We start from the raw sequence: 21,734 nt of genomic DNA, 5'->3' as shown, positions 1-21,734 counted from the left end.
CATCATCATACATGAAACCCTTGAACCTAGCGTGAAAACGTGTAGGTACAAGGGTTATTCCCGTTGTACCTACACTCTACTGAAGAGCCTTGTAGGTATTTTGTCTACAAGGCTCTTTTTATTTTCGGCTTAGGTGAATGAAATAGGCATACATTAGAAGGGGAAAGGTGTGAAAATTTAGATGACAAAATGGAAACGGGCGAACCCGAATGGAACGAGAGATTATTTATTCGAAGAATGTACGTTAATTGAAGAAGTGGAGCAAAAATTAAGGCTTACTTTTTTAGAGAGAGGTTATGAGGAAATAAGAACACCTACAATTGAATTTTATGATGTTTTTGCATTTCAAAATAGACCGATAGATGAAGAGAAGATGTATAAATTTTTTGATGAAAAGGGAAGGATTATCGTTTTACGTCCAGATATGACAATTCCTTTAGCAAGAGTGATTGGAACACAGAGATGGGATACGCCACTTAAAGTGACGTATAGCGGGAATGTATTTCGAGCGAATGAATCCCATTCTGGAAAATATAATGAAATCGTACAAAGTGGTATTGAAGTTATCGGGATTGATAATGTAAGAGCTGAAATTGAATGTGTAATAAGTGTCATTCAAGCACTTCAAAAGTTGAATGTGCAATCTTTTACAATTGAGATTGGGCAAGTACAGTTATATAAATGTATTGTAAAAAAGCTCTCCATCCATGATGAAGAAGAAAGAGTACTTAGAACGTATATAGAAAGTAAAAATTATGCTGCCCTCTCAAATTTTATCGGAGAAAAGAAATTAGATCGATGCGATGAGACAGTAAGATTACTTGAGAAATTACCAAGGCTATTTGGAAATTTAGAAGTTATTGAGGAGGCAGAAAAGCTTGCTTCAAGTAATGAAATGAAAATGGCAATTGCAAGAGTAAAAGAAATGTATGAAACAATTGAAACGTTAGGGTATGGTTCTTACATATCAATTGATTTGGGCATGATTCAACACTTAGATTACTATACGGGTGTTATTTTCAAAGGATATATATATGAAATTGGAGAAGAAATCGTTAGTGGCGGAAGATACGATGAGCTAATTGGGAATTTTGGAGAAATGCTGCCAGCTGTTGGACTCGCGGTACAAGTAAATCAAATTGTGAAGGCGCTGCAAGAGCAGCAAGAACCATATGAACGAAATCAAATTGATATTGTGATTCATTATGAGTTAAATAGATTAGCGGAAGCAGAAAGGTTACGAAATTTACTTCGAAAGGATGGGAAAAATGCTTGGTTATCTCTATTCTCTAATTTAAGCGATACCTTTCAATTTGCAAGAAAAAATAAAATAGGAACGGTCGTTGAGGCAAAGAATGAATACTTAGTGGAATATGTATGGAATGAGAAATGGGTAGTCCAGAAAGAAGGAGAGGCTTCATGCGTAACATTCAAATTGCGTTAACGAAAGGAAGATTAGAAAAACATGTCATTCCACTTTTTGAGCAGATTGGAATTGATTGTTCCGAGCTCAAAAATAAAGGTCGGAAGCTTGTATTTCAAAGTAAAAATACAAATGTTTCATTTATTTTAGTAAAAGCGGTTGATGTTGCTACTTATGTAGAACATGGGGTAGCTGATATTGGCATCGTTGGAAAAGATATTTTAATGGAAAACGAGAAAGATATTTATGAAATGCTGGATTTAGGAGTGGGGATTTGTAAGTTTTGTGTTGCTTCTATTCCTACGTATAATCCGAAGAGTTACCGGAAGAAAAGAATCGCTACGAAATACCCCCATATTACTTCTACTTATTTTCATGATAAGGGAGAGGATGTAGAAATTATTAAGATAGAAGGTTCTGTAGAAATCGCTCCTCTTCTTGGATTGGCAGATGCGATTGTAGATATTGTTGAAACAGGAAAAACATTACAAGAGAATGGACTCATTGTATTTGAGGAAATGTACTTTATATCGGCTCGGATGATTGTAAATAAGGCAGCCTTAAAAACTAAAAAAGACGAAATATTCAGCATTATAAATATGATGGAGCAAGAAATCTTATCAGGGAAATAGGAGGATTTAAAATGGAAATCATTTATGAAGAATTTAAGGAGGCATTATCTAAAATAAAAGTGCTAAGAGAAAACGCTAATATAATAGAAGAAACTGTTCAAAGAAGTGTAAGAGAAATCATTAGACATGTAAGGGAAGGGAAAGATGAGGCTTTATCTTTCTATACAAAAAAGTTTGATGGTGTAGAGATGAAAAATTTTCGTGTAAGTGAAGAAGAAATACAGCAAGCGAGTATGTTTGTAGAGAATTCATTTTTAGAAGCTTTAAAAGAGGCGAAGAAAAACGTTGTTTCGTATCACGAAAAGCAAAAGAAGCACTCAATATTCGATTGTGAAAGTAAAGGGATAATTAGAGGGCAACTCATTCGGCCGTTAGAAAATGTAGGTGTATATGTACCGGGTGGGACAGCCTCATATCCTTCTTCAGTATTAATGAATGTATTGCCGGCGAAACTCGCAGGTGTGAAAAAGATTGTAATGGTAACACCGCCGAGGAAAGGAGGAATTGATCCACATATATTAGCTGCTGCAGATCTTGCGGGAGTAGATGAAATTTATACGATAGGTGGCGCACAAGCAATTGCTGCTTTAGCATACGGGACGGAATCGATTCCGAAAGTGGATAAAATAGTTGGACCGGGAAATTTGTACGTCGCTCTAGCGAAACGAGAAGTATACGGAATAGTAAATATCGATATGATTGCTGGTCCATCAGAAATTGTAGTTGTCGCGGATGAAACAGGTAATGCAAAATATATCGCAGCGGATTTATTATCGCAAGCAGAGCATGATGAGAGAGCAACGGCGATTTGTATTACAACGAATATGGAACTAGCTAAAGAAGTAGAAAAAGAGGTAGAAAGACAGTTAGAAACGTTACCAAGAAGTGAAATTGCACGTGAATCAATAAATAGAAATGGAGCCATCTTTATCGTTCCTTCTTTAGAGGAGGCGCTAAAGTTATCAAATGAAATTGCTCCAGAACATTTAGAGTTACATATAAAAGAACCAATGAATGCTCTAGATTATGTGAAACATGCAGGCTCTATTTTCCTTGGGCCATATTCACCTGAACCGCTCGGGGATTATTTAGCGGGACCGAATCATGTATTACCAACGAGCGGAACGGCAAGATTCTTTTCTCCGTTATCAGTCGATGATTTCATGAAAAAATCAAGTTTTATTTCTTATACGGAGGAAGCATTAAAAAATGTACAGCATCATATTGTAGAGCTTGCAAATAAAGAAGGGTTACATGCACATGCGAGAGCAATCCAAATAAGGTTTGAGGAGGAAAAATAATGCGTCAGTCCAGTCAAGCACGTGAGACGACAGAAACAAAAATTAAATTAAATTTGCAGCTTGATGAAAGTACAAATGTATCTATTCAAACAGGGGTTGGTTTTTTCGATCATATGCTTACTTTATTTGCTAGACATGGAAGATTTGGATTGCAGGTTGAAGCAGAAGGTGATGTATTTGTCGATGCACATCACACCGTTGAAGATGTTGGAATTGTACTCGGAAATTGCTTGAAAGAAGCATTGCAAAACAAAGAGGGAATTAATCGTTACGGTTCTGCGTATGTACCGATGGATGAATCTTTAGGATTTGTCGCAATTGATATAAGTGGACGCTCATATTGTGTATTTCAAGGGGAATTAACAAATCCGAAGCTCGGGGATTTTGATACAGAATTGACGGAAGAATTTTTTAGAGCAGTTGCACATGCTGCCAATATTACATTACATGCGCGCGTTCTATACGGAAGTAATACACATCACAAAATTGAAGCATTATTTAAAGCTTTTGGTAGAGCGCTTAGAGAAGCGGTCGAAAAAAATGCCAACATTACTGGTGTAAATTCAACGAAAGGAATGTTGTAATTGATTGCCATTATAGATTATGGAATGGGGAATATTCGCAGTGTAGAGCAAGCATTAAAATATATTGGCGCAGAGTACATTGTAACGAGTGATAAAAAAGAGATATTGAGAAGCGATGGCGTGATTTTACCGGGAGTAGGTGCATTTCCGAAAGCGATGGACGTATTAGAAGAAAGAGATTTAGTGTGTGTACTAAAAGAGGTTTGTGATATAGGAAAACCACTCCTCGGTATATGTTTGGGCATGCAGCTTTTATTTGAACGAAGTGAGGAACTAAAAGATTGTAGCGGGTTAGGTTTACTACCAGGGGAAATTCGTAAGTTAAAAGTTTCGTATAAAATTCCTCATATGGGATGGAATGAATTAAGGAAGGAAAGAGAATTTCCGCTTTGGAATGGATTAGTGGATGGTTCTTTCGTGTATTATGTTCACTCATATTACGCGGATTGTCCAGATGAAATTGTATGCGGAGTAAGTGATTATGGAATGCAAGTACCAGGGTTTGTCGCGAAAGGAAATGTATTTGGTGCACAGTTTCATCCAGAAAAAAGTGGCGAAATTGGCATGCAAATATTAAAAAATTTTCAAGGGGTGGTAGAAGCATGGAAATCTTCCCAGCTATCGATTTAAAAGAAGGACGATGCGTTAGACTTTATCAAGGAGAGTTTAGTAAAGAAACGGTGATGAATGAAGATCCAGTAGCGCAGGCGATCATATTTGAAAAGCTTGGAGCGGAAATACTACACATTGTTGATTTAGACGGTGCAATTGCTGGCGAGTCTTTAAATTTGCCCGTCATTGAAAAAATCTGCAAGGCGGTACGTATTCCTGTGCAAGTGGGAGGAGGAATTCGTTCACTTGTAACGGTGGAGAAGTTATTGTCAGCAGGTGTAGAAAAAGTGATTTTAGGAACAGCAGCTCTTTATGATAAGTCATTTTTAGAGGAAGCAGTTCGTCTATATAAAGAGAAAATCATTGTTGGAATTGATGCGAAAAATGGTTTCGTAGCAACGAGAGGTTGGCTTGATCTATCTGAAATTTCTTACGTTAGTTTAGCGAAACAAATGGAAAGTTTAGGTGTTCAAACGATTGTGTTTACAGACATTTCGAAAGACGGGACGCTTGCAGGTCCAAATTTTGAACAATTAGCGATACTTCAAAAAAGTGTGGGCATTCGTCTCATCGCCTCTGGAGGAGTGGCATCTATTCAAGATGTGAAAAAGTTAAATGATATGAATATATATGGTGTCATAATTGGAAAGGCGCTTTACGAGAAAACGATTGATTTAGAAGAAGTATTACAGGTAACGAAGTTATGTTAGCGAAACGAATTATTCCATGTCTAGATGTGAAAGAAGGGCGAGTCGTAAAGGGTGTAAATTTTATAGGATTACAAGATGTCGGTGATCCGGTTGAAATAGCTGAAGCATATAACGAGGCAGGGGCAGATGAAATCGTATTTTTAGATATTACGGCGACTCATGAAGGAAGAAAAACGATTATAGATGTTGTAGAAAAAACAGCAGCAAAAGTATTTATTCCTCTTACGGTTGGCGGGGGGATATCAAGTGTGAAAGATATGTACAATTTACTAAGAGCTGGGGCAGACAAAGTTTCAATAAACTCAGCGGCAGTGCGAAACCCGAAGTTAATAGAAGAAGGGGCAGAACACTTTGGATCACAATGTATTGTCGTGGCAATTGATGCTAGAAAAGTAGCAGAAGGTAAATGGAACGTATATGTCAACGGCGGAAGAGTTGACACAGGAATGGATGCCATAGAATGGGTGAAGCGTGTTGTTAAACTTGGGGCAGGTGAAATTTTGTTAACGAGTATGGATGCAGATGGAACGAAAAGCGGATATGACCTTCGTTTAACAGAAGAAATTTCAAAAAGTGTTTCTATTCCAGTCATCGCATCAGGGGGCTGTGGTCATACGGATCATATTATAGAAGTTTTTCAAAAGACAACAGTTGATGCAGCGTTAGCGGCATCCATATTTCATTATGGTGAGGCGACAGTGCAGAGTGTAAAGCGAAAATTAAGAGATGCAAATGTTGAGGTGCGGTTATGAAACCTAATTTTTCAAAAGGATTAATACCGGCAATTGTCATCGAAGAAGGTACGAAAGAAGTTTTAATGCTAGCTTATATGAATGAAGAAGCATATGAAAAAACGTTAGAGACGAAAAGAACATGGTTTTACTCTCGTTCGAGGCAGTCGTTATGGAATAAGGGGGAAACATCAGGGAATCTTCAATATGTGCAATCTTTATATTTAGATTGTGATCAAGATTCAATTGTTGTGAATGTGAAACAAGTAGGACCTGCTTGTCATACGGGGGAGAAGACATGTTTTCACTATCAAATTATATAGGGGGATACATATGGAAAATGCCTTTAAGTTGCTGTATAAAACAATTGAAGAACGAAAGGAAAGCCCACTTCCTGAATCGTATACAAATTATTTATTTTCAAAAGGAGAAGATAAAATTTTAAAGAAGATTGGTGAAGAGTGTGCTGAAGTAATTATCGCATGTAAAAATAATGATAAAGAAGAAGTAGTGAAAGAAATGGTTGATGTATTTTATCACTGTTTCGTTTTATTAGCTGAAAAAAATATTGCATTGGAAGATGTCATGCGAGAGGTGAAAGAACGAAATGGAAAGCTTTCGAAAGTTGGGGATAGAAGGGAAATAGATATATTATAAGGGGAAATGTATATGAAAGTAGATTATCATCTTCACTTAGAAGAAGGACCGTATTCAATAGGATGGCTTGCTAAAATAAATGAAGCATTGGAATGTTATGAACCGCTTCAAGAAAGGCATTCTATTGATTGGCTTATGAAAACACAAGAGCGTTTGCAAAAGCGTGTGAAGGAAGGGCCATTTACAACAGAATGGATAGATCTATATTTAGAAGAAGCTGTGCGAAAAGGAATAAAAGAAGTGGGAATTGTTGATCATCTATATCGTTTTCATGAAGCAAAAGGATATTATGAAAAATATGTAGATATTAGTGATTCTAAGCTCGGTCGTATACAGAAAGAATGGTTAGATCAAGTAAGGGTAGTTTCACTGTATGATTTTACAAAGGCGATTGAAGAGGCGAAAGAACGATGGGGGAAAAGAGGTGTTACACTTAAACTTGGAATTGAAGCGGATTATTTTATTGGTTGTGAAGGAGAGTTAAAAGAATTATTAGCACTAGGAGACTTTGATTATGTAATTGGTTCCGTTCATTTTCTAAATGGCTGGGGATTTGATAATCCAGATACGAAAGAATATTTTGAGGTGCATGACCTACGCGCATTATACGATACGTTTTTTAAAACAGTTGAGAGTGCGATTCGTACCGAGTTATTTGATATTATCGCTCATCTTGATAATATAAAGGTATTTAATTATCGATTGGATGAGAATGAACAGCTTTCTTATTATAAGGAAATTGCATGTGCGTTAGTAGAAACGAATACGGCAACAGAAATAAATGCAGGATTATACTATCGTTATCCTGTTCGTGAAATGTGCCCAAGTCCACTATATTTACAAGTATTAGCTAAGTATGGTGTTCCAATTACGATTTCTTCGGATGCCCATTACCCAAATGATTTAGGGAATTATGTACAAGAAAATGTACAAACATTACGAGCTCACGGTGTTACTCAGGTTGCAACATTTACGAAGCGAGCAAGAGTAATGAGGTCGCTTGAAGAAGAAGTAACAAATTCAAAATGAAACGCAATTTTTTGATGAAAACTGTCCTTTTTGTTCAAAATAAGAAAGAATGAAAAGGAGGGTAAGAAATGGCGAAACAACAAAATAAACAAAATGTACAAGGTGCACAGCAACAAGCTTATACTTCTGAAACGAATGCTGCATCTCAATCGGTTATTGAGGAGCAAATTAGCGATACGGTTGCAGAAGGAACTATTGATGTGAAGCTCGGAAAAGAATCGCAGGAAAAAGCGTAAGAAGAGGGGAGAGTTGCATCTCCTCTTTTTTCATGGAAAAGTGTCGATTTTCAAAACTATAATCAAATTCCTTGGTTTTTATATGTGGATTTCTTACAATGAAATATAAGAGATGTCTTATTTTCTATAGAAGAGGTGTTAGTAGTGGCAAAAATATTAGTAGCGGGAAAAATTCCGGAAATTGGATTAGAACTATTAAAAGATCATAATGTAGAAATGTACAATAAAGAGGAGTTAATTTCTATAGATGAATTAACAGAGCGTGTAAAAGATAAAGATGCATTGTTAAGTTTACTTTCGACAAAGGTGCCAAAAGAAGTTATTGATGCAGCGCCTCATTTAAAGATTGTTGCAAACTATGGTGCTGGTTACGACAATATTGATTACACGTATGCGGGGGAAAAGGGAATTGCAGTTACGAATACACCGAAAGTATCAACGGAAGCGACTGCAGAATTAACATTTGCACTTCTTTTAGCAGCGGCGCGTAGAATTCCTGAAGGGGATACGTTATGTCGTACGACTGGATTTAACGGATGGGCACCGTTATTTTTCTTAGGACGAGAAGTCCATGGTAAGACAATCGGAATTATAGGTCTTGGAGAAATTGGGAAGGCTGTTGCAAAACGTGCGAAAGCATTTGGAATGGATGTTTTATATACAGGGCCAAATCGTAAGCTTGAAGCTGAAAGTGAACTGGGAGCAACGTATGTGACGTTGGAAGAATTATTACAAACAGCAGACTTTATTACAATTAACTGTGCTTATAATCCAAAATTACATCATATGATTGATGAAGAGCAGTTTAAAATGATGAAGAAAACAGCGTATATTGTAAATGCTTCACGTGGACCAATTATGAATGAAGCAGCACTTGCTCATGCATTAAAAACGAATGAAATTGAAGGAGCAGCTCTTGACGTGTTTGAATTTGAACCGAAAATTACAGAAGAGCTAAAAGAATTAAAGAATGTAGTACTTGCTCCACACGTAGGAAATGCAACATTTGAAACTCGTGATGCGATGGCTGAAATGGCTGTCAGAAATATTTTAGCTGTATTAAACGGCGAAGAGCCAGTAACACCTGTAAATCAAAAGGTATTAGTTACAAAATAAAAAGAAACCTTCCGGACTCGGAAGGTTTTCTTATTTTTCTTTATTCGCTTTTTTAGACGGTCTTTGTCTAATGAATTGAGATAACATGTACAAAATATATAGTGGAATGGCAATGAATAAGAAAACAGAAAAATTTCCAAATCCTGTTTGATACATTGTAATAATGATTCCAACTAAAAATAGTGTAATAATGATGCTATATCGTGGAATTGGTACATCTTTTAAACTTGGGATACGAATGCGGCTCACCATTAAAAATGCGAACGTTACAAATACGGTAATAAGAACGATTTTTGGAATGGTATGTGAAAATAATGTTAAGAAAGCAACAAGCCCTCCCGCTGCTGTAATCGGTACTCCAGTGAAATATTTCATTGAAGTAGAAGATGGTGTTACATTAAATCGTGCTAAACGATATGCTCCGAAAAGAGGGAATAATCCCGCTATGTATAATCCAATGATTCCGTAGTTTGAGAAAGATGTGTAATACATTAAAACAGCTGGTGCTGCACCAAATGTTACGACATCTGCAAGCGAGTCGAGCTCTTTTCCCATTTGTGAATCAACACGTAATAAACGAGCAACACGACCATCAAGACTATCTAACATCATCCCGATAAGTACTAAAATAGCAGCTGATTTATAATATCCTAAAGATGCATAGCCGATAGATAAAAATCCGCTATATAAATTTCCGAGCGTAAATAAGTTTGGAATAGCTGCTCTATACAAAATCTGATCCCTTGCTTTCTGTAATAAATTCTTAATTAGTGTATGAAAGTTTACTTATTTTATCATACCATAAATTTATTCCTCATACGAAAGAAATTACCAATTTGTGAAAGATTTCATAGAAGGATGGTTTGAAAATTAAGTGAAAATAAAAAGAGGAAGCAACTTGTATAAAGTTGCTTCCTTTACTATTCAAATTTCGTTGTCATCGTTCCAGTTTTATATCGATTATTAGGATCGAAGCGTAATAAATCTCCATAAATTAATTTGTCGGAGAGTTTTAATTCTGTTTTTGCTTTTTCAATATACGGCTGACATAGCGTCATGTCAGCTTCTTCACCCGTACTTCTTTTGTAGCACATATTTTTTGTATAAACATACTCTTCAGAAACAAAGCTACCATCACGCATTACCATAAGCGGGTCTTTTTCTTTAATAAATAAGTCAGTTCCAAATTCAACGGATTTATTTGTTTTAATACCAAGTAAATGAAGGAGCGTTGGCTTAATATCAATTTGACCGGATACTTTAGAAACAACTTTTCCTTTTTGGCCAGGCACATGAATAATAAGAGGGACTCGTTGTAATTGCATAGAATCGAATGGTGTAATAGTATCTTTTCCTAGGAACTGTGCCATAGCTGCATTATGGTTTTCGGAAATACCGTAATGATCACCATAAATGACAATAACGGAATTATCATACAATCCTTCTTCTTTTAATTGTTGAATAAATAATTTAAGAGCTTCATCTGTGTAACGAACAGTTGGGAAGTAGCGGTTTACAACACCACTTTCCGAGTTGAATTCGTCAACATATTGATCTTCCGGATTTAGAAGAAACGGAAAATGATTTGTTAATGTAATAAATTTTGTATAGAAAGGTTGCGGTAAAGATTTTAACTTTGGAATAGATTGTTCAAAAAACTCTTTATCTTTTAATCCCCAACCGACAGACATTTGCTCCGTTCCTGCGTAATCATTTAAATTAAAATAACGATCATATCCAAGCGCAGGATACATTACATCGCGATTCCAAAACGTTTTATCGTTTGAATGGAAGACGGCAGAAGAATATCCGTATTTCTTTAATTGTTCTGGTGTCGCTGTGTATTCATTTGTTGCATGAGTAAAGAATACAGAACCACGATCTAGCGGATAAAGTGAGTTTTCAACGATAAATTCAGCATCAGAAGTTTTGCCTTGTCCAGTTTGATGATAGAAGTTATCGAAATAGAAACTATCCTTAATAAATTCATTCAAAAATGGTGTAATTTCTTTTCCATTTATTTTTTTATTAATAACAAAGCTTTGTGTAGATTCCATTGAAATTAAAATTACATTTTTACCTTTTGCAGCTCCAAATAAGTTTTTATCAACTTGCTTGTCTTTTGAGTCTGTATAGTTTTTAATTTCAGAAAATCCATCCCCACTTGCAAATACACGCTCAGCTGAAGACTTGGATTGAAGCGTAATATCAAATAGATGATATGTGTATAAACCTAAATTCTTCACGACAGTTTGACGGTCAAATGAGCGTGAGAACATTTGTGGTTTATAAATAACTGATACAACAATTTGTAGTGCTAATAAAGCTGTTACACCGCTAAAGAAAGTTCGCTTCTCTGAGCGGGAAAGTGGTGTTTTGTCGCCAAATGATGGGAATTTACGCGAAATAAACATTAAAATAATTGCATCTGCAAATAAAAGTAATGTTTTGTACGTAAAGAGTTCTTTTATACTTGTCCCTAAATCAGCCATATTGTTTGTTTGGAATAAAACCGGGAAAGTAACGAAATCGTTATAGAACCCATAAAACATTGCGTTTCCAAATAAAATAAATGACAGTATAAAACTGATTCCAATTATAATTCGGTTTCGGTGCTTAGATGCAAGTAAAGCTAAGCCAAAAAATAAAAGTAACGCAGCTAGTGGATTGATAAAAAGCATGAATTCTTCAAAGAAATTATCAATTTTAATATCAAATGCTAGCTTGTACACAATATATGTTTTAATCCATAGTAAAACGACTGCAACGAGTGCAAATCGCAGTTTTGGAAACAGGTGTTGTAGCATAATATACTCCTCTCCTAAAAAGCATGACAGTTCTTGTGAGTCAGTTTGCTTAACGACTCGTTTTATATATACGAACAGTCCTTTGTTATTATGATTATTATACTATGAGTATCATTATACGAAAATAAAAGAAGGTTGTGGGCTTTTTTATAATAATCGAGTAGAAAAAGAGTGGTGGGAGACAATAAAACAGAATTTCTATGTATGATAATTATCGTACGCAGAAAGAATCGCGTGATAATACGGAGGTTATAATGCGAAAATTATTATATTTTATAGCATGCAGTAGTGTTATACTTTTTACTTCACCGAGTGTGTCGGTAGCCCAATATGATGCACCTCTTATGGAAGATGCACTTTATTCTGTTTTATTTCCAAAAATAAATAAAGCAATTGAAAAACAATATGGAAGTTTGAAACCTTATCAATGTCCTAAAATTATTAGTTTAAAAAAAGTGTATAGCGGTACATATTTATTTCAAGCAAGTATTGAAGTGACAAAGTATGAACGTGTTGCTGGGAAAATTGCTCCACCATTTGAGAAGGTAACGATTACATTTAATAACGAAGAAGGCGAATGGGAAGTGACAAAGATTTCGGTAAAGCGCTTACCAAATGATACGAAACTAAACTGTAAAAAAAAAATATAAAAAATTGTTTGACAAATAAAATGGTCCTTTGGTATTGTTAATAGCAACAATTAGATGTTTGAAAATTAAATAGACTTACCTCATCTACTCTCAAAGGTAGAGGCCGCGATAGGAAAGAGTAAGCTATGGGAGATTTAATGGAATCTGTGATCATAGGTTGAAAGGGACTATTGCCGAAATATAAGAATAACCATCTTATTCATATATTGGGACTGCATTGAATAAATGTAGTACTGTCATAAGATTTATTTTATGGAGAGCTATTTGGAGATGTTGATGCGGTTTCTTATTTTGAGGAGATAACAACTCGTTTATTTTTTCAATATATATTTTTCCTAATAAGAAACGCGTGTGAACATTGTTCCGCGCGTTTTTTGTCTATCTAAAAGCGTGCTGCAATGAATAGAAGATTGGGGTTATGAGTTTTAGAGGAAATAAGGGAGGAATTTAAATGTATTTACACGGCACAAGCCGAATTAATGGGCAAGGACACTTAGAAATTGGAGGGTGCGATACGACGCAGCTAGCAAAGCAATACGGAACACCACTTTATGTATACGATGAAGAGTCTATTCGAGGAAAATGCCGAGCATTTCATCGTGCTTTTAAAGAAAGTGGTTTCTCTTATCAAGTAGCATATGCAAGCAAGGCGTTCTTGTGCATGGAGATGTGCCGAGTAGCTCGTGAAGAGAATATGTCATTAGACGTTGTTTCTGGGGGAGAATTATATACTGCGCTCCAAGCAGGATTTCCGGCATCACGTATTCATTTTCATGGAAATAATAAAACAGAAGAAGAAATAGTGATGGCTCTTCAGGCGAATATCGGTTGTTTTGTTGTAGATAATTTCTTTGAATTAGAAGTTTTACACGATTTAGCGATGCAACATGGGAAATTTGTGAACATATTAATTCGTGTAACGCCTGGAGTAGAGGCGCACACACATGAATATATTACAACAGGTCAGGATGATTCGAAATTTGGATTTGGTGTTTCAAATGGTCAAGCAATGCAGGCAATTGGATTTGCTTTACAAAAATCCAATTATAATGTGCTAGGGATCCATTCACATATTGGGTCGCAAATATTTGAAACAGCTGGTTTTGTTCGAGCAATTGAAGTTCTTCGCCAATTTTTAGAAGAAGTGAGAGAGCAAACAAACTATGTAGTAAAAGTGTTAAATGTAGGCGGGGGATTTGGAATACGTTACACAGAGTCGGATACACCATTAACTCTTGAGACATATGTGCGAGCTGTAACAAGTGCAGTGAGAGAACAATTTACTCTATGTGAATATCCATTGCCAGAAATATGGATTGAGCCAGGCCGTAGCATTGTAGGTGATGCTGGGACAACAATTTATACAGTTGGATCTGTGAAAGATATTCCTGGTATTCGGAAATATGTATCAGTCGATGGTGGAATGACAGATAATTTAAGACCTGCTTTATATAATGCGCGTTATGAAGCGATGTTAGCGAATCGAGCAAATGATGAGAATGAGGAACTCGTTTCGATTGCCGGGAAATGCTGTGAGAGTGGAGACATGTTGATTTGGGATATTCATTTACCGAAAGTCGCTGCTTCTGATTTACTAGCAGTTTCCTGTACAGGAGCATACGGGTACTCGATGGCGAATAATTACAATCGGATTCGAAGACCAGCCGTTGTCTTTGCAAAAGGCGGAACATCGCAAGTAGTTGTGGAACGCGAAACATATGAAAATATTATTGGGAACGATCGCATACGTATTAAAGAGCTTGTCTAAATAGGAAAAGGAGTTGTTCGAATGGGCAATTCCTTTTTTATAAAATAAAATAATTAAAATATATCGGAAAACTAGGATTGAAAAAAATCAGAATTGTGATAAAATACAAATACAAAGCTTATCAAGAGAAGCGGAGGGAACTGGCCCGAAGAAGCTCGGCAACCTGCTTATAGAAAGCAAGGTGCTAAATCCAGCAAAATGGGATCCATTTTGAAAGATAAGGTAAAATATATTACCGAACAGTCTTTTCGAAATGGGAAAGATTTTTTTTATGAATAAAAAGGGGGGCTGTTCGCGTGAGTGTACGGGAACATTTTGATGAAGTATCCGAGAAGATTGAAGCGATGCTTGCTGATATGAAATATGGTTCAATTACAATTGTTGTGCAAGATGGAAAAGTAATTCAGTTAGAGAAAAGTGAAAAAGTACGTTTAAAGTGAAAAGCGCTGACTAGAAAAACTAGAGGCGGTTTTAACCTATTTTCATTAGGTTAAAACCGTCTTTTTGCTTTTACAGGGGGAAAAAACATGTTGACGTATGAAACGTGGGAAGAAAATGTTGTTTCGTTTTCGGAAGAAGATGAAACAAAAGGCGCGTTATCAGTATTAAATTGGGCTTATGAAGAGTATAAAGATGAAATCGTCTACGCATGTAGCTTTGGGGTGGAAGGTATGGTATTGCTGCACCTTATAAACCAAGTAAATCCATCTGCTAAAGTTGTATTTTTGGATACAAATGTTCATTTTCAAGAAACGTATGAATTAATTCAAAAAGTGCGGGAACGATTTCCTTCATTGAATATTATAGAAAAACAGCCAGAACTTACACTTGATGAACAGGCGAAGTTGCATGGTGAAAAACTGTGGGAGAGCAATCCGAATCTTTGTTGTAAGATTAGAAAAATTTTACCTTTAGAAAAATCATTAGTCGTTGAAAAAGCATGGATATCGGGCTTAAGAAGGGAACAATCAGAAACACGTAAGCATACAAAGTTTATAAATCAAGATCATCGTTTTCAATCTATTAAAGTTTGTCCACTCATTCATTGGACGTGGAAAGAAGTTTGGCGATATGTATACAAACATAGCTTGCCGTATAACCCGTTGCATGATGTTGGCTATCCAAGTATTGGGTGTGAGAAATGTACGTTACCTGTAGGGGATGGTGGCGATTCAAGAGATGGTAGATGGGCTGGAAAAGTGAAAACTGAATGTGGTCTTCATTACCAATAAGATGAATCTTGAAATAAAGCTAAGAGAGGATATAGAAAAATGAGCATAGTAAACGAATTAGTAAACCGTATAGATGAGACATATGACGTATCACAAATTGAAAAAGAAATTAAATTAGACAATATTGCGTTAAGTGATTTAGAACTATTGGCGACAGGTGGATATAGCCCCCTTACTGGTTTTTTAGGGAAGGAAGATTATGATTCAGTTGTAGAAACGCTTCGTTTAGCAAATGGTAGTGTGTGGAGTATACCAATTACATTACCGGTAACAGAAAAAGTCGCAGAAAGCCTGAAGGCTGGAGAGGAAGTAAAGCTTGTCAACAATGGAAATATATACGGTGTCATTCAAATAGAAGATATTTTTGTACCAGATAAAGAAAAAGAAGCGTTACTTGTATATAAAACAACGGATGAGGCTCATCCAGGAGTGAAAAAATTATATGAACGACCAAACGTTTACGTTGGAGGAACTATTATTCTAACAAAACGCTTTGAAAATAATCAATTTCCTTCTTATCATTTAGACCCAATTGAAACGAGGGAAGCATTTAAAAAACGTGGGTGGAAAACAGTGGTCGGATTTCAAACGAGAAACCCGGTACATCGTGCCCATGAGTATATTCAAAAATCTGCTCTTGAAATTGTAGATGGTCTCTTTTTAAATCCGCTCGTTGGAGAAACGAAATCGGATGATATTCCTGCTGATGTAAGAATGGAAAGCTATGAAGTACTTCTTCAAAACTATTATCCGAAAAATCGTGTCTTTTTAAGTGTATTTCCTGCTGCCATGCGTTACGCAGGACCAAGGGAAGCGATATTTCATGCGTTAGTAAGAAAGAATTTTGGATGTACCCACTTTATAGTAGGGCGTGATCATGCTGGAGTAGGAGATTATTACGGAACGTATGAAGCGCAAGAAATCTTCACAAATTTTACGATAGAAGAGTTAGGAATTACACCACTATTCTTTGAGCATAGTTTTTACTGCACGAAATGTGAAGCGATGGCTTCAACGAAAACATGTCCGCACGGAAAAGAAGATCATGTTATTTTATCGGGTACGAAAGTAAGAGAATTATTAAGAAATGGTGAGATTCCGCCAAGTACATTTAGTCGTAAAGAAGTAGTGGAAGTGCTAATTAAAGGCTTGAAAAAAGAAGTAGTAACAGAATAGGGAGAGAACGAGATGGATACGAATATTACTTGGCATACAGCTTCGGTTTCAAAAGATGAGAGAAGAGTGAAGAATGGACACCATAGTTTTGTAATTTGGTTTACTGGTTTATCAGCTTCGGGTAAATCTACAGTAGCGAATGCGGTCGCTCGTAAACTGTTTGAAAAGAATATTGGAAATTATGTGCTGGATGGGGATAACATTCGCCACGGTTTAAATAAAGACTTAGGATTTTCTGAAAGTGATCGCATGGAAAATATAAGACGTATTGGCGAAGTGGCAAAGTTATTTGTAGACCAAGGAGCAGTTGTCCTTACAGCATTTATTTCACCATTTCGAGTAGACCGCAAACAAGTAAGAGATTTATTAGCGGCAGATGAATTTATTGAAATTTTTGTGAAGTGTCCGATTGAAGAGTGTGAGAAACGTGATCCGAAAGGACTTTATAAAAAGGCAAGAAAAGGTGATATTAAGGATTTCACAGGTATTGATTCGCCTTATGAAGAGCCAGAGCAAGCGGAATTAATTGTAGAAACGCACAAATATTCTATTGAAGAATGTGCAGAACAAATCGTGAAGTACTTACAAGAGCGTAGTTTTATATAGGGGGATAAACAATGAGTTATGAAAAAGTATGGGCTAACAATGAAAAATTAAATCAGACGGAGAAAAATAAATTAGAAAAAGATGGCTTAGAAATTTTTAATGATATTCCTTACTATGCGGAAAATGGATTCGAATCTATTCCGAAAGAAGAGTGGGATGCCTTTAAATGGGCAGGGTTGTATTTACAAAGACCGAAAGAAGCTGGTTATTTTATGATGCGGGTAAATATTCCGTCAGGGATTATTACGAATGCACAGGCAGAAGTGCTTGCTTCTATCGCTGAAGATTATGGACGTGATGTAATAGATATTACGACGAGACAGGCGATTCAGTTTCATTGGTTAGAAATTCATCAAATTCCAGATATTTTTAATAGATTAGCGAGAGTGGGATTATCTTCAGCTGGAGCGTGTGGTGATATAACGCGTAATATTACAGGTAATCCACTTGCTGGCATTGATGCAAATGAATTATTTGATACAACGCATATTGTAAAAGAAGTATACGATTACTTCCAGCATAATGAAGAGTTTTCTAATTTACCACGTAAATTTAAAATGTCTATTAGTTCTAATATTTATAACTCAGCAAACGCAGAGATTAACTGTGTTGCATTTACACCTGCTACGAAAGAAATAGATGGTGAGAAAAAAGTTGGTTTTCATATAAAAGTAGGCGGAGGGTTATCAGCCCGTCCATATTTAGCTGATGAATTAGATGTATTCGTTTTACCAGAAGAAGTGAAGGCGGTGGCGATTGCGATTGCTACTATATTCCGTGATTTTGGATATCGTGAGAAACGTCATTTAGCACGTTTGAAATTTCTTGTTGCGGACTGGGGAGCAGAGAAATTTAAAGAGAAACTAATAGAGTATACAGGGCCTTTACAAAGTAAAGGGGAAAGTGCACTCAAAGGATGGAATGCAGGCTATTTTTATGGTGTTCAAGACCAAAAACAAAAGGGATTAAAATATGTAGGTTTTAATGTACCGGTAGGTCGTTTACATGCAGAAGAAATGTTTGAGGTTGCAAGAATCGCAAAGCAATATGGAAATGGACAAATTCGTACATGTAACTCGCAAAATTTCATTATTCCGAACGTTCCTCCGGAAAATGTAAAAGGATTACTTAGTGAACCGTTATTTGAAACGATATCTGCAAGCCCGAAATCATTTATTGGTCATGCGGTTTCATGTACCGGTATTGAATATTGTAATCTTGCACTAGTAGAAACGAAAGAAAGATTACGAAAAATTGCAGAATACTTAGATACACAAATTGCACTCGATGTTCCAGTTCGAATTCATATGGTAGGTTGCCCGAATTCATGTGGTCAACGTCAAATTGCTGACATTGGGTTACAAGGGGTGAAAATGAAAACGAAGGAAAAAGGCATTGTTGAAGCGTTTGAAATATACGTTGGTGGAACATTGTTAGATGGCGGTGCCTACAATCAAAAGTTAAAAGGAAAAATAGATGGTGAGGACCTACCTGATGTACTCGCATCATTTATAAGTTATTTCAAAGAAAATAAATTACCAGCCGAAACATTTTATGATTTTGTAGGTCGTGTTGGTGTAGATACATTACAAATAGCGTTAAATAACGTGCTAGAAGAAGTAATAGCGTCTTAGGAGGGACGATATGGATTTATATCGATTTGAAGCTGTGTTAGTAAATAGTATTGTTCCGATTGTTGTTGTTGCTCAAAGTGAAGAACAGGCATTTAAGCTTGCGGAGATTGAGCTTGAAAAGCATTTTTTACCGTTGCCAGAGGTAAAAGAGATTTCTTTGTTTGAAAAAAAGAAGATTCGAAAAGGTGGGGCATTTGTTATCCATGAGTAGAGATCAGTAATACGAAAAAATAAAAACTTCCATTCTTATATACGAATGGAAGTTTCATTTTAATAGAAGAAATGAGGAGAGATGATGGGAAAGGTTTATATTGTTGGAGCGGGTCCTGGCGATCCAGATTTAATTACTGTTAAAGGGTTGAAATGTATTGAGAAGGCAGATGTTATTTTATACGACCGACTTGTGAATAAAGAGCTGCTTTCACACGCAAAGCCTGACGCGGATTTAATTTATTGCGGAAAACTCCCGAATTATCACACGATGAAGCAAGAGACAATTAACACGTTTCTTATTAAGTATGCGAAAAAAGGAAAAGTTGTAACGAGGCTTAAGGGCGGCGATCCATTTGTATTTGGTAGAGGGGGAGAAGAAGCTGAAGCATTAGCAAAGCAAGGTGTACCATTTGAAATCATTCCTGGTATTTCAGCTGGAATAGCTGCTCCTGCTTATGCGGGCATTCCAGTGACGCACCGTGATGCAAGTGCAAGTTTTGCTATTGTGACTGGGCATAGGAAAGAAGGTGCTGAAGAAGAAGTGAAATGGGAAAGTTTAGCGAAAGGTGTAGAGACTTTAGCGGTATATATGGGGGTTAGTAATTTGCCCTACATATGTGAGCAACTTATGAAGCATGGAAAAGATAAAAGTACGCCAGCTGCTATTATTGAGCAGGGGACGACGTCTATGCAACGCACAGTTGTTGGAACGTTAGGGACAATTGTAGATGTTGCGAAAAAAGAGCAAATTCAAAATCCGAGTATGATTGTAATTGGAGAGGTTGTCCGTTTTAGAGAGAAAATTCATTGGTTTGAGAAGCAGACAGAAAATGCTTATCAAGTAAGTGGAGTGTTGTAAAATGAAAGCCGTCTTATATATATGTCATGGAAGTCGTTTGAAGACAGCGAAAGAAGAGGCGATTCAATTTATTACATCGTGTATGAGCCGTATAGAAGCGACTATTCAAGAAGTTTGTTTTTTAGAGTTAGCGAATCCTTCTATTGAAGATGGTTTTCGTACATGTGTGAAGCGTGGGGCCACTGAGATTATTGCTATCCCTGTTTTTTTATTAGCGGCAGGTCATGTAAAAAAAGATATCCCTTTTGAATTGGAAAAGTTAACTAATCAATTTTCGGATGTTAAAGTGACCTATGGTAATCCGTTTGGTGTATCAGAAACACTTGTTAAATCGGTGTATAGCGGAAGTGGCATCGAACAGGAAGATAAAAATGAAGTGACGTTACTTCTTGTTGCAAGAGGGAGCAGTGATCCTGAAGTATTAAGAGATATAAACTGGATTGCTTCTTTATTTCAAACAAAAGAGAAGGTTAAAAAAGTAGAAGTTTGTTATTTAGCGGCTGCAGAGCCAAAATTTGAGGAGAAGTTAAAGGAAGTTGTAGAACGAAAAGAAAAGAACATCGTTGTACTGCCTTACTTGTTATTTACAGGTTTACTTATGAAACATATTGAGAAAGAAGTGCGCCAATATGAAGTGGAAGAGATAAAACTCAGTCCATATTTAGGGAAGAATGAAGCGTTTCAAGATATGTTAATTCAGAAAACGACGGAGTTATTGAAAGGAGATCAGTATGTATCCACTTACAGTGCGAGTTAATGAGAAACGCGTTGTTGTTATTGGCGGGGGAAAAGTTGCAGGATTTAAAATTATTCCTTTACTCAAACAGGGTGCGGATATAGTTGTGATAAGTCCAGAATTAGATGCGAATTTAGTAAAACTTGTGGAAGAAAAGAAAATTCGTTGGTATCAAAGAGAATATGAAAAAAGTGATATTAAAAGTGCTTTTTTAGTTGTTGCAGCGAGTAGTGATTCAATATTAAATGAACAAGTTGCTGAAGATGCCGCTGAGAATCAATTAGTAAATGTTATTACAAATCCGGAAAGTGGTAATGTTCATTTTCCGGCAGCGATTCATCGTGGTTTACTTAATATAGCAGTTTCTACTGGGGGAGCGAGCCCGAAGCTCGCAAAAAAAATTCGAGATGATATTGCAAATAAATATGATGAGACATATGAATCGTATTTAGATTTTTTATATGAAGTAAGGTTGAAGTTAAAAGATTTACAGTTAGAAAAGAGGGAACGAAATATATTGCTCCAAGAAGTGTTGAAATCAGTATATGTGCAAAATGAGGGGAAAAGAGAAAGTTTTTTACGTGAGTTAGAGGAAAAGGTTTTAAAATAATAAAAGATAAAGTGCGCTTTACAAATATAAAAATATAATTTATAATCACAAGTAACTTCAATAGATGAAATCGATGAGCAAGAAGAGTACGTATATTTGATGCGTTCAGAGAGCTGGGGTTAGGTGGGAGCCCGGTACGATAAAATATACAGAATGGGCTTGCGAGAGGTATGTTGAACATTGTAGTAGGCAACCCGGGTTCCGCCGTTAAAAGGATAGAGTATCGGAATTATTCCTGTACTTGAACAAGTGGGATTTATCAATCCAATTGAGGTGGTACCACGGTATTTACATTACATATATCGTCCTCTACATGCATATTTGCGTGTAGGGGACTTTTTTATTTTCTAAAGGAGGTGTGCGAGTATGAAATGAAAGTGTATAATCAACAAAAGTTTAAATATTCAGAAAA

Annotated in this window: 25 protein-coding genes, 2 riboswitches and 1 other annotated feature; of the genes, 23 read left to right on the top strand and 2 right to left on the bottom strand. The window is 36.2% G+C overall.

Annotation, left to right across the window (positions count from 1 at the left end; genetic code table 11):
- Positions 1-181: 181 nt before the first annotated feature.
- The 12 genes from ACTFO4_RS28145 to ACTFO4_RS28090 all read left to right on the top strand — a co-directional run bounded on the left by ACTFO4_RS28145 (position 182) and on the right by ACTFO4_RS28090 (position 9,031).
- Positions 182-1,444: an ATP phosphoribosyltransferase regulatory subunit gene (locus ACTFO4_RS28145; RefSeq protein ID WP_000170300.1), complete on the top strand. Its 1,263-nt coding sequence runs from the start codon at positions 182-184 to the stop codon at positions 1,442-1,444.
- Positions 1,420-2,055: an ATP phosphoribosyltransferase gene (gene hisG, locus ACTFO4_RS28140; RefSeq protein WP_001244493.1), complete on the top strand. Its 636-nt coding sequence runs from the start codon at positions 1,420-1,422 to the stop codon at positions 2,053-2,055. Before ACTFO4_RS28145 ends, hisG begins: the two co-directional genes overlap by 25 nt.
- An 11-nt stretch (positions 2,056-2,066) precedes the next feature.
- A complete protein-coding gene (gene hisD, locus ACTFO4_RS28135) occupies positions 2,067-3,356 on the top strand; it encodes a histidinol dehydrogenase (RefSeq protein ID WP_061456959.1) in 1,290 nt (429 codons plus the stop codon).
- Entirely contained in the window at positions 3,356-3,940 is a 585-nt protein-coding gene (hisB, locus tag ACTFO4_RS28130; protein WP_001249949.1) for an imidazoleglycerol-phosphate dehydratase HisB, read from the top strand. The genes hisD and hisB overlap by 1 nt, the downstream gene beginning before the upstream one ends.
- Positions 3,941-4,570, top strand: a complete 630-nt coding sequence (hisH, locus tag ACTFO4_RS28125; RefSeq protein WP_000560360.1) for an imidazole glycerol phosphate synthase subunit HisH — start codon at positions 3,941-3,943, stop codon at positions 4,568-4,570.
- Entirely contained in the window at positions 4,543-5,262 is a 720-nt protein-coding gene (gene hisA / locus ACTFO4_RS28120) for a 1-(5-phosphoribosyl)-5-[(5-phosphoribosylamino)methylideneamino]imidazole-4-carboxamide isomerase (protein ID WP_000402298.1), read from the top strand. Before hisH ends, hisA begins: the two co-directional genes overlap by 28 nt.
- On the top strand, positions 5,256-6,014 hold the full coding sequence (gene hisF, locus ACTFO4_RS28115; RefSeq protein WP_061456960.1) for an imidazoleglycerol phosphate synthase cyclase subunit: 759 nt from the start codon (positions 5,256-5,258) through the stop codon (positions 6,012-6,014). The genes hisA and hisF overlap by 7 nt, the downstream gene beginning before the upstream one ends.
- Positions 6,011-6,316 (top strand): phosphoribosyl-AMP cyclohydrolase, encoded by a 306-nt coding sequence (hisI, locus tag ACTFO4_RS28110; RefSeq protein WP_000803961.1) that lies wholly within the window; start codon positions 6,011-6,013, stop codon positions 6,314-6,316. Before hisF ends, hisI begins: the two co-directional genes overlap by 4 nt.
- A gap of 10 nt (positions 6,317-6,326) precedes the next feature.
- A complete protein-coding gene (hisE, locus tag ACTFO4_RS28105) occupies positions 6,327-6,650 on the top strand; it encodes a phosphoribosyl-ATP diphosphatase (protein WP_017673039.1) in 324 nt (107 codons plus the stop codon).
- A gap of 12 nt (positions 6,651-6,662) precedes the next feature.
- The gene (locus tag ACTFO4_RS28100) at positions 6,663-7,679 is read left to right on the top strand and encodes a histidinol phosphate phosphatase domain-containing protein (RefSeq protein WP_061456961.1); all 1,017 of its coding nucleotides are present in this window, start codon (positions 6,663-6,665) and stop codon (positions 7,677-7,679) included.
- A 68-nt stretch (positions 7,680-7,747) separates the two neighbouring features.
- Complete coding sequence (locus ACTFO4_RS28095) at positions 7,748-7,915, top strand: YozQ family protein (protein ID WP_001118878.1); 168 nt, start codon at positions 7,748-7,750, stop codon at positions 7,913-7,915.
- 144 nt (positions 7,916-8,059) lie between these two features.
- Positions 8,060-9,031 carry an NAD(P)-dependent oxidoreductase gene (locus tag ACTFO4_RS28090; RefSeq protein ID WP_001062858.1) on the top strand — a complete coding sequence of 324 codons (972 nt, stop codon included), beginning with the start codon at positions 8,060-8,062 and terminating at the stop codon, positions 9,029-9,031.
- A gap of 30 nt (positions 9,032-9,061) precedes the next feature.
- Here the strand turns inward: ACTFO4_RS28090 and pssA are convergent, their stop codons facing one another.
- Positions 9,062-9,763, bottom strand: coding sequence for a CDP-diacylglycerol--serine O-phosphatidyltransferase (gene pssA / locus ACTFO4_RS28085; protein WP_000285417.1), 702 nt, complete (start codon positions 9,761-9,763; stop codon positions 9,062-9,064).
- A gap of 188 nt (positions 9,764-9,951) precedes the next feature.
- Positions 9,952-11,838: an LTA synthase family protein gene (locus tag ACTFO4_RS28080; RefSeq protein WP_061456962.1), complete on the bottom strand. Its 1,887-nt coding sequence runs from the start codon at positions 11,836-11,838 to the stop codon at positions 9,952-9,954.
- 254 nt (positions 11,839-12,092) lie between these two features.
- On the opposite strand from ACTFO4_RS28080, the gene ACTFO4_RS28075 reads away from it, so the two are divergent.
- From ACTFO4_RS28075 to ACTFO4_RS28025, 11 genes are all read left to right on the top strand, one after another.
- Positions 12,093-12,488 (top strand): DUF3888 domain-containing protein, encoded by a 396-nt coding sequence (locus ACTFO4_RS28075; RefSeq protein WP_098506680.1) that lies wholly within the window; start codon positions 12,093-12,095, stop codon positions 12,486-12,488.
- Positions 12,489-12,577: 89 nt separating this feature from the next.
- A riboswitch (Lysine riboswitch) is annotated at positions 12,578-12,759 on the top strand.
- Between the two features lie 180 nt (positions 12,760-12,939).
- Entirely contained in the window at positions 12,940-14,256 is a 1,317-nt protein-coding gene (gene lysA, locus ACTFO4_RS28070; RefSeq protein ID WP_017673037.1) for a diaminopimelate decarboxylase, read from the top strand.
- A 115-nt stretch (positions 14,257-14,371) separates the two neighbouring features.
- Positions 14,372-14,480: riboswitch (SAM riboswitch) on the top strand.
- A 72-nt stretch (positions 14,481-14,552) separates the two neighbouring features.
- The gene (locus ACTFO4_RS28065; RefSeq protein ID WP_000116158.1) at positions 14,553-14,696 is read left to right on the top strand and encodes a YezD family protein; all 144 of its coding nucleotides are present in this window, start codon (positions 14,553-14,555) and stop codon (positions 14,694-14,696) included.
- 87 nt (positions 14,697-14,783) lie between these two features.
- On the top strand, positions 14,784-15,488 hold the full coding sequence (locus tag ACTFO4_RS28060) for a phosphoadenylyl-sulfate reductase (protein WP_000959016.1): 705 nt from the start codon (positions 14,784-14,786) through the stop codon (positions 15,486-15,488).
- 39 nt (positions 15,489-15,527) lie between these two features.
- A complete protein-coding gene (gene sat, locus ACTFO4_RS28055; protein ID WP_000029491.1) occupies positions 15,528-16,664 on the top strand; it encodes a sulfate adenylyltransferase in 1,137 nt (378 codons plus the stop codon).
- Positions 16,665-16,676: 12 nt separating this feature from the next.
- On the top strand, positions 16,677-17,270 hold the full coding sequence (gene cysC / locus ACTFO4_RS28050; RefSeq protein WP_000380499.1) for an adenylyl-sulfate kinase: 594 nt from the start codon (positions 16,677-16,679) through the stop codon (positions 17,268-17,270).
- 11 nt (positions 17,271-17,281) lie between these two features.
- Positions 17,282-18,904, top strand: a complete 1,623-nt coding sequence (locus tag ACTFO4_RS28045; protein WP_061456963.1) for a nitrite/sulfite reductase — start codon at positions 17,282-17,284, stop codon at positions 18,902-18,904.
- 10 nt (positions 18,905-18,914) lie between these two features.
- On the top strand, positions 18,915-19,115 hold the full coding sequence (locus ACTFO4_RS28040; RefSeq protein ID WP_000366914.1) for a DUF3906 family protein: 201 nt from the start codon (positions 18,915-18,917) through the stop codon (positions 19,113-19,115).
- Positions 19,116-19,199: 84 nt separating this feature from the next.
- Complete coding sequence (gene cobA / locus ACTFO4_RS28035; protein WP_000521255.1) at positions 19,200-19,976, top strand: uroporphyrinogen-III C-methyltransferase; 777 nt, start codon at positions 19,200-19,202, stop codon at positions 19,974-19,976.
- 1 nt (position 19,977) lies between these two features.
- Positions 19,978-20,733 (top strand): sirohydrochlorin chelatase, encoded by a 756-nt coding sequence (locus ACTFO4_RS28030; protein ID WP_061456964.1) that lies wholly within the window; start codon positions 19,978-19,980, stop codon positions 20,731-20,733.
- Positions 20,708-21,322: an NAD(P)-binding protein gene (locus ACTFO4_RS28025; RefSeq protein WP_000283356.1), complete on the top strand. Its 615-nt coding sequence runs from the start codon at positions 20,708-20,710 to the stop codon at positions 21,320-21,322. Before ACTFO4_RS28030 ends, ACTFO4_RS28025 begins: the two co-directional genes overlap by 26 nt.
- 64 nt (positions 21,323-21,386) lie before the next feature.
- Positions 21,387-21,635 (top strand) — a binding site (T-box leader).
- Positions 21,636-21,734 lie beyond the last annotated feature (99 nt).

Origin of the sequence: Bacillus cereus group sp. MYBKT14-1 (assembly GCF_051915185.1) — a bacterium.
GTDB classification, from domain to species: domain Bacteria; phylum Bacillota; class Bacilli; order Bacillales; family Bacillaceae_G; genus Bacillus_A; species Bacillus_A cereus.
The sequence above is the reverse complement of the archived record's forward strand: the minus strand, read 5'-3'. Positions and strand labels throughout refer to the sequence as shown.

Excerpts from the sequence above, each read along its gene's own strand:
- ACTFO4_RS28145 (WP_000170300.1), top strand. The coding sequence starts at position 182 with ATGACAAAATGGAAACGGGCGAACCCGAATGGAACGAGAGATTATTTA.
- hisG (WP_001244493.1), top strand. The coding sequence starts at position 1,420 with ATGCGTAACATTCAAATTGCGTTAACGAAAGGAAGATTAGAAAAACAT.
- hisD (WP_061456959.1), top strand. The coding sequence starts at position 2,067 with ATGGAAATCATTTATGAAGAATTTAAGGAGGCATTATCTAAAATAAAA.
- hisB (WP_001249949.1), top strand. The coding sequence starts at position 3,356 with ATGCGTCAGTCCAGTCAAGCACGTGAGACGACAGAAACAAAAATTAAA.
- hisA (WP_000402298.1), top strand. The coding sequence starts at position 4,543 with ATGGAAATCTTCCCAGCTATCGATTTAAAAGAAGGACGATGCGTTAGA.
- hisF (WP_061456960.1), top strand. The coding sequence starts at position 5,256 with ATGTTAGCGAAACGAATTATTCCATGTCTAGATGTGAAAGAAGGGCGA.
- hisI (WP_000803961.1), top strand. The coding sequence starts at position 6,011 with ATGAAACCTAATTTTTCAAAAGGATTAATACCGGCAATTGTCATCGAA.
- hisE (WP_017673039.1), top strand. The coding sequence starts at position 6,327 with ATGGAAAATGCCTTTAAGTTGCTGTATAAAACAATTGAAGAACGAAAG.
- ACTFO4_RS28100 (WP_061456961.1), top strand. The coding sequence starts at position 6,663 with ATGAAAGTAGATTATCATCTTCACTTAGAAGAAGGACCGTATTCAATA.
- ACTFO4_RS28095 (WP_001118878.1), top strand. The coding sequence starts at position 7,748 with ATGGCGAAACAACAAAATAAACAAAATGTACAAGGTGCACAGCAACAA.
- ACTFO4_RS28080 (WP_061456962.1), bottom strand. The coding sequence starts at position 11,838 with ATGCTACAACACCTGTTTCCAAAACTGCGATTTGCACTCGTTGCAGTC.
- ACTFO4_RS28075 (WP_098506680.1), top strand. The coding sequence starts at position 12,093 with ATGCGAAAATTATTATATTTTATAGCATGCAGTAGTGTTATACTTTTT.
- lysA (WP_017673037.1), top strand. The coding sequence starts at position 12,940 with ATGTATTTACACGGCACAAGCCGAATTAATGGGCAAGGACACTTAGAA.
- ACTFO4_RS28060 (WP_000959016.1), top strand. The coding sequence starts at position 14,784 with ATGTTGACGTATGAAACGTGGGAAGAAAATGTTGTTTCGTTTTCGGAA.
- sat (WP_000029491.1), top strand. The coding sequence starts at position 15,528 with ATGAGCATAGTAAACGAATTAGTAAACCGTATAGATGAGACATATGAC.
- cysC (WP_000380499.1), top strand. The coding sequence starts at position 16,677 with ATGGATACGAATATTACTTGGCATACAGCTTCGGTTTCAAAAGATGAG.
- ACTFO4_RS28045 (WP_061456963.1), top strand. The coding sequence starts at position 17,282 with ATGAGTTATGAAAAAGTATGGGCTAACAATGAAAAATTAAATCAGACG.
- ACTFO4_RS28040 (WP_000366914.1), top strand. The coding sequence starts at position 18,915 with ATGGATTTATATCGATTTGAAGCTGTGTTAGTAAATAGTATTGTTCCG.
- cobA (WP_000521255.1), top strand. The coding sequence starts at position 19,200 with ATGGGAAAGGTTTATATTGTTGGAGCGGGTCCTGGCGATCCAGATTTA.
- ACTFO4_RS28030 (WP_061456964.1), top strand. The coding sequence starts at position 19,978 with ATGAAAGCCGTCTTATATATATGTCATGGAAGTCGTTTGAAGACAGCG.
- ACTFO4_RS28025 (WP_000283356.1), top strand. The coding sequence starts at position 20,708 with ATGTATCCACTTACAGTGCGAGTTAATGAGAAACGCGTTGTTGTTATT.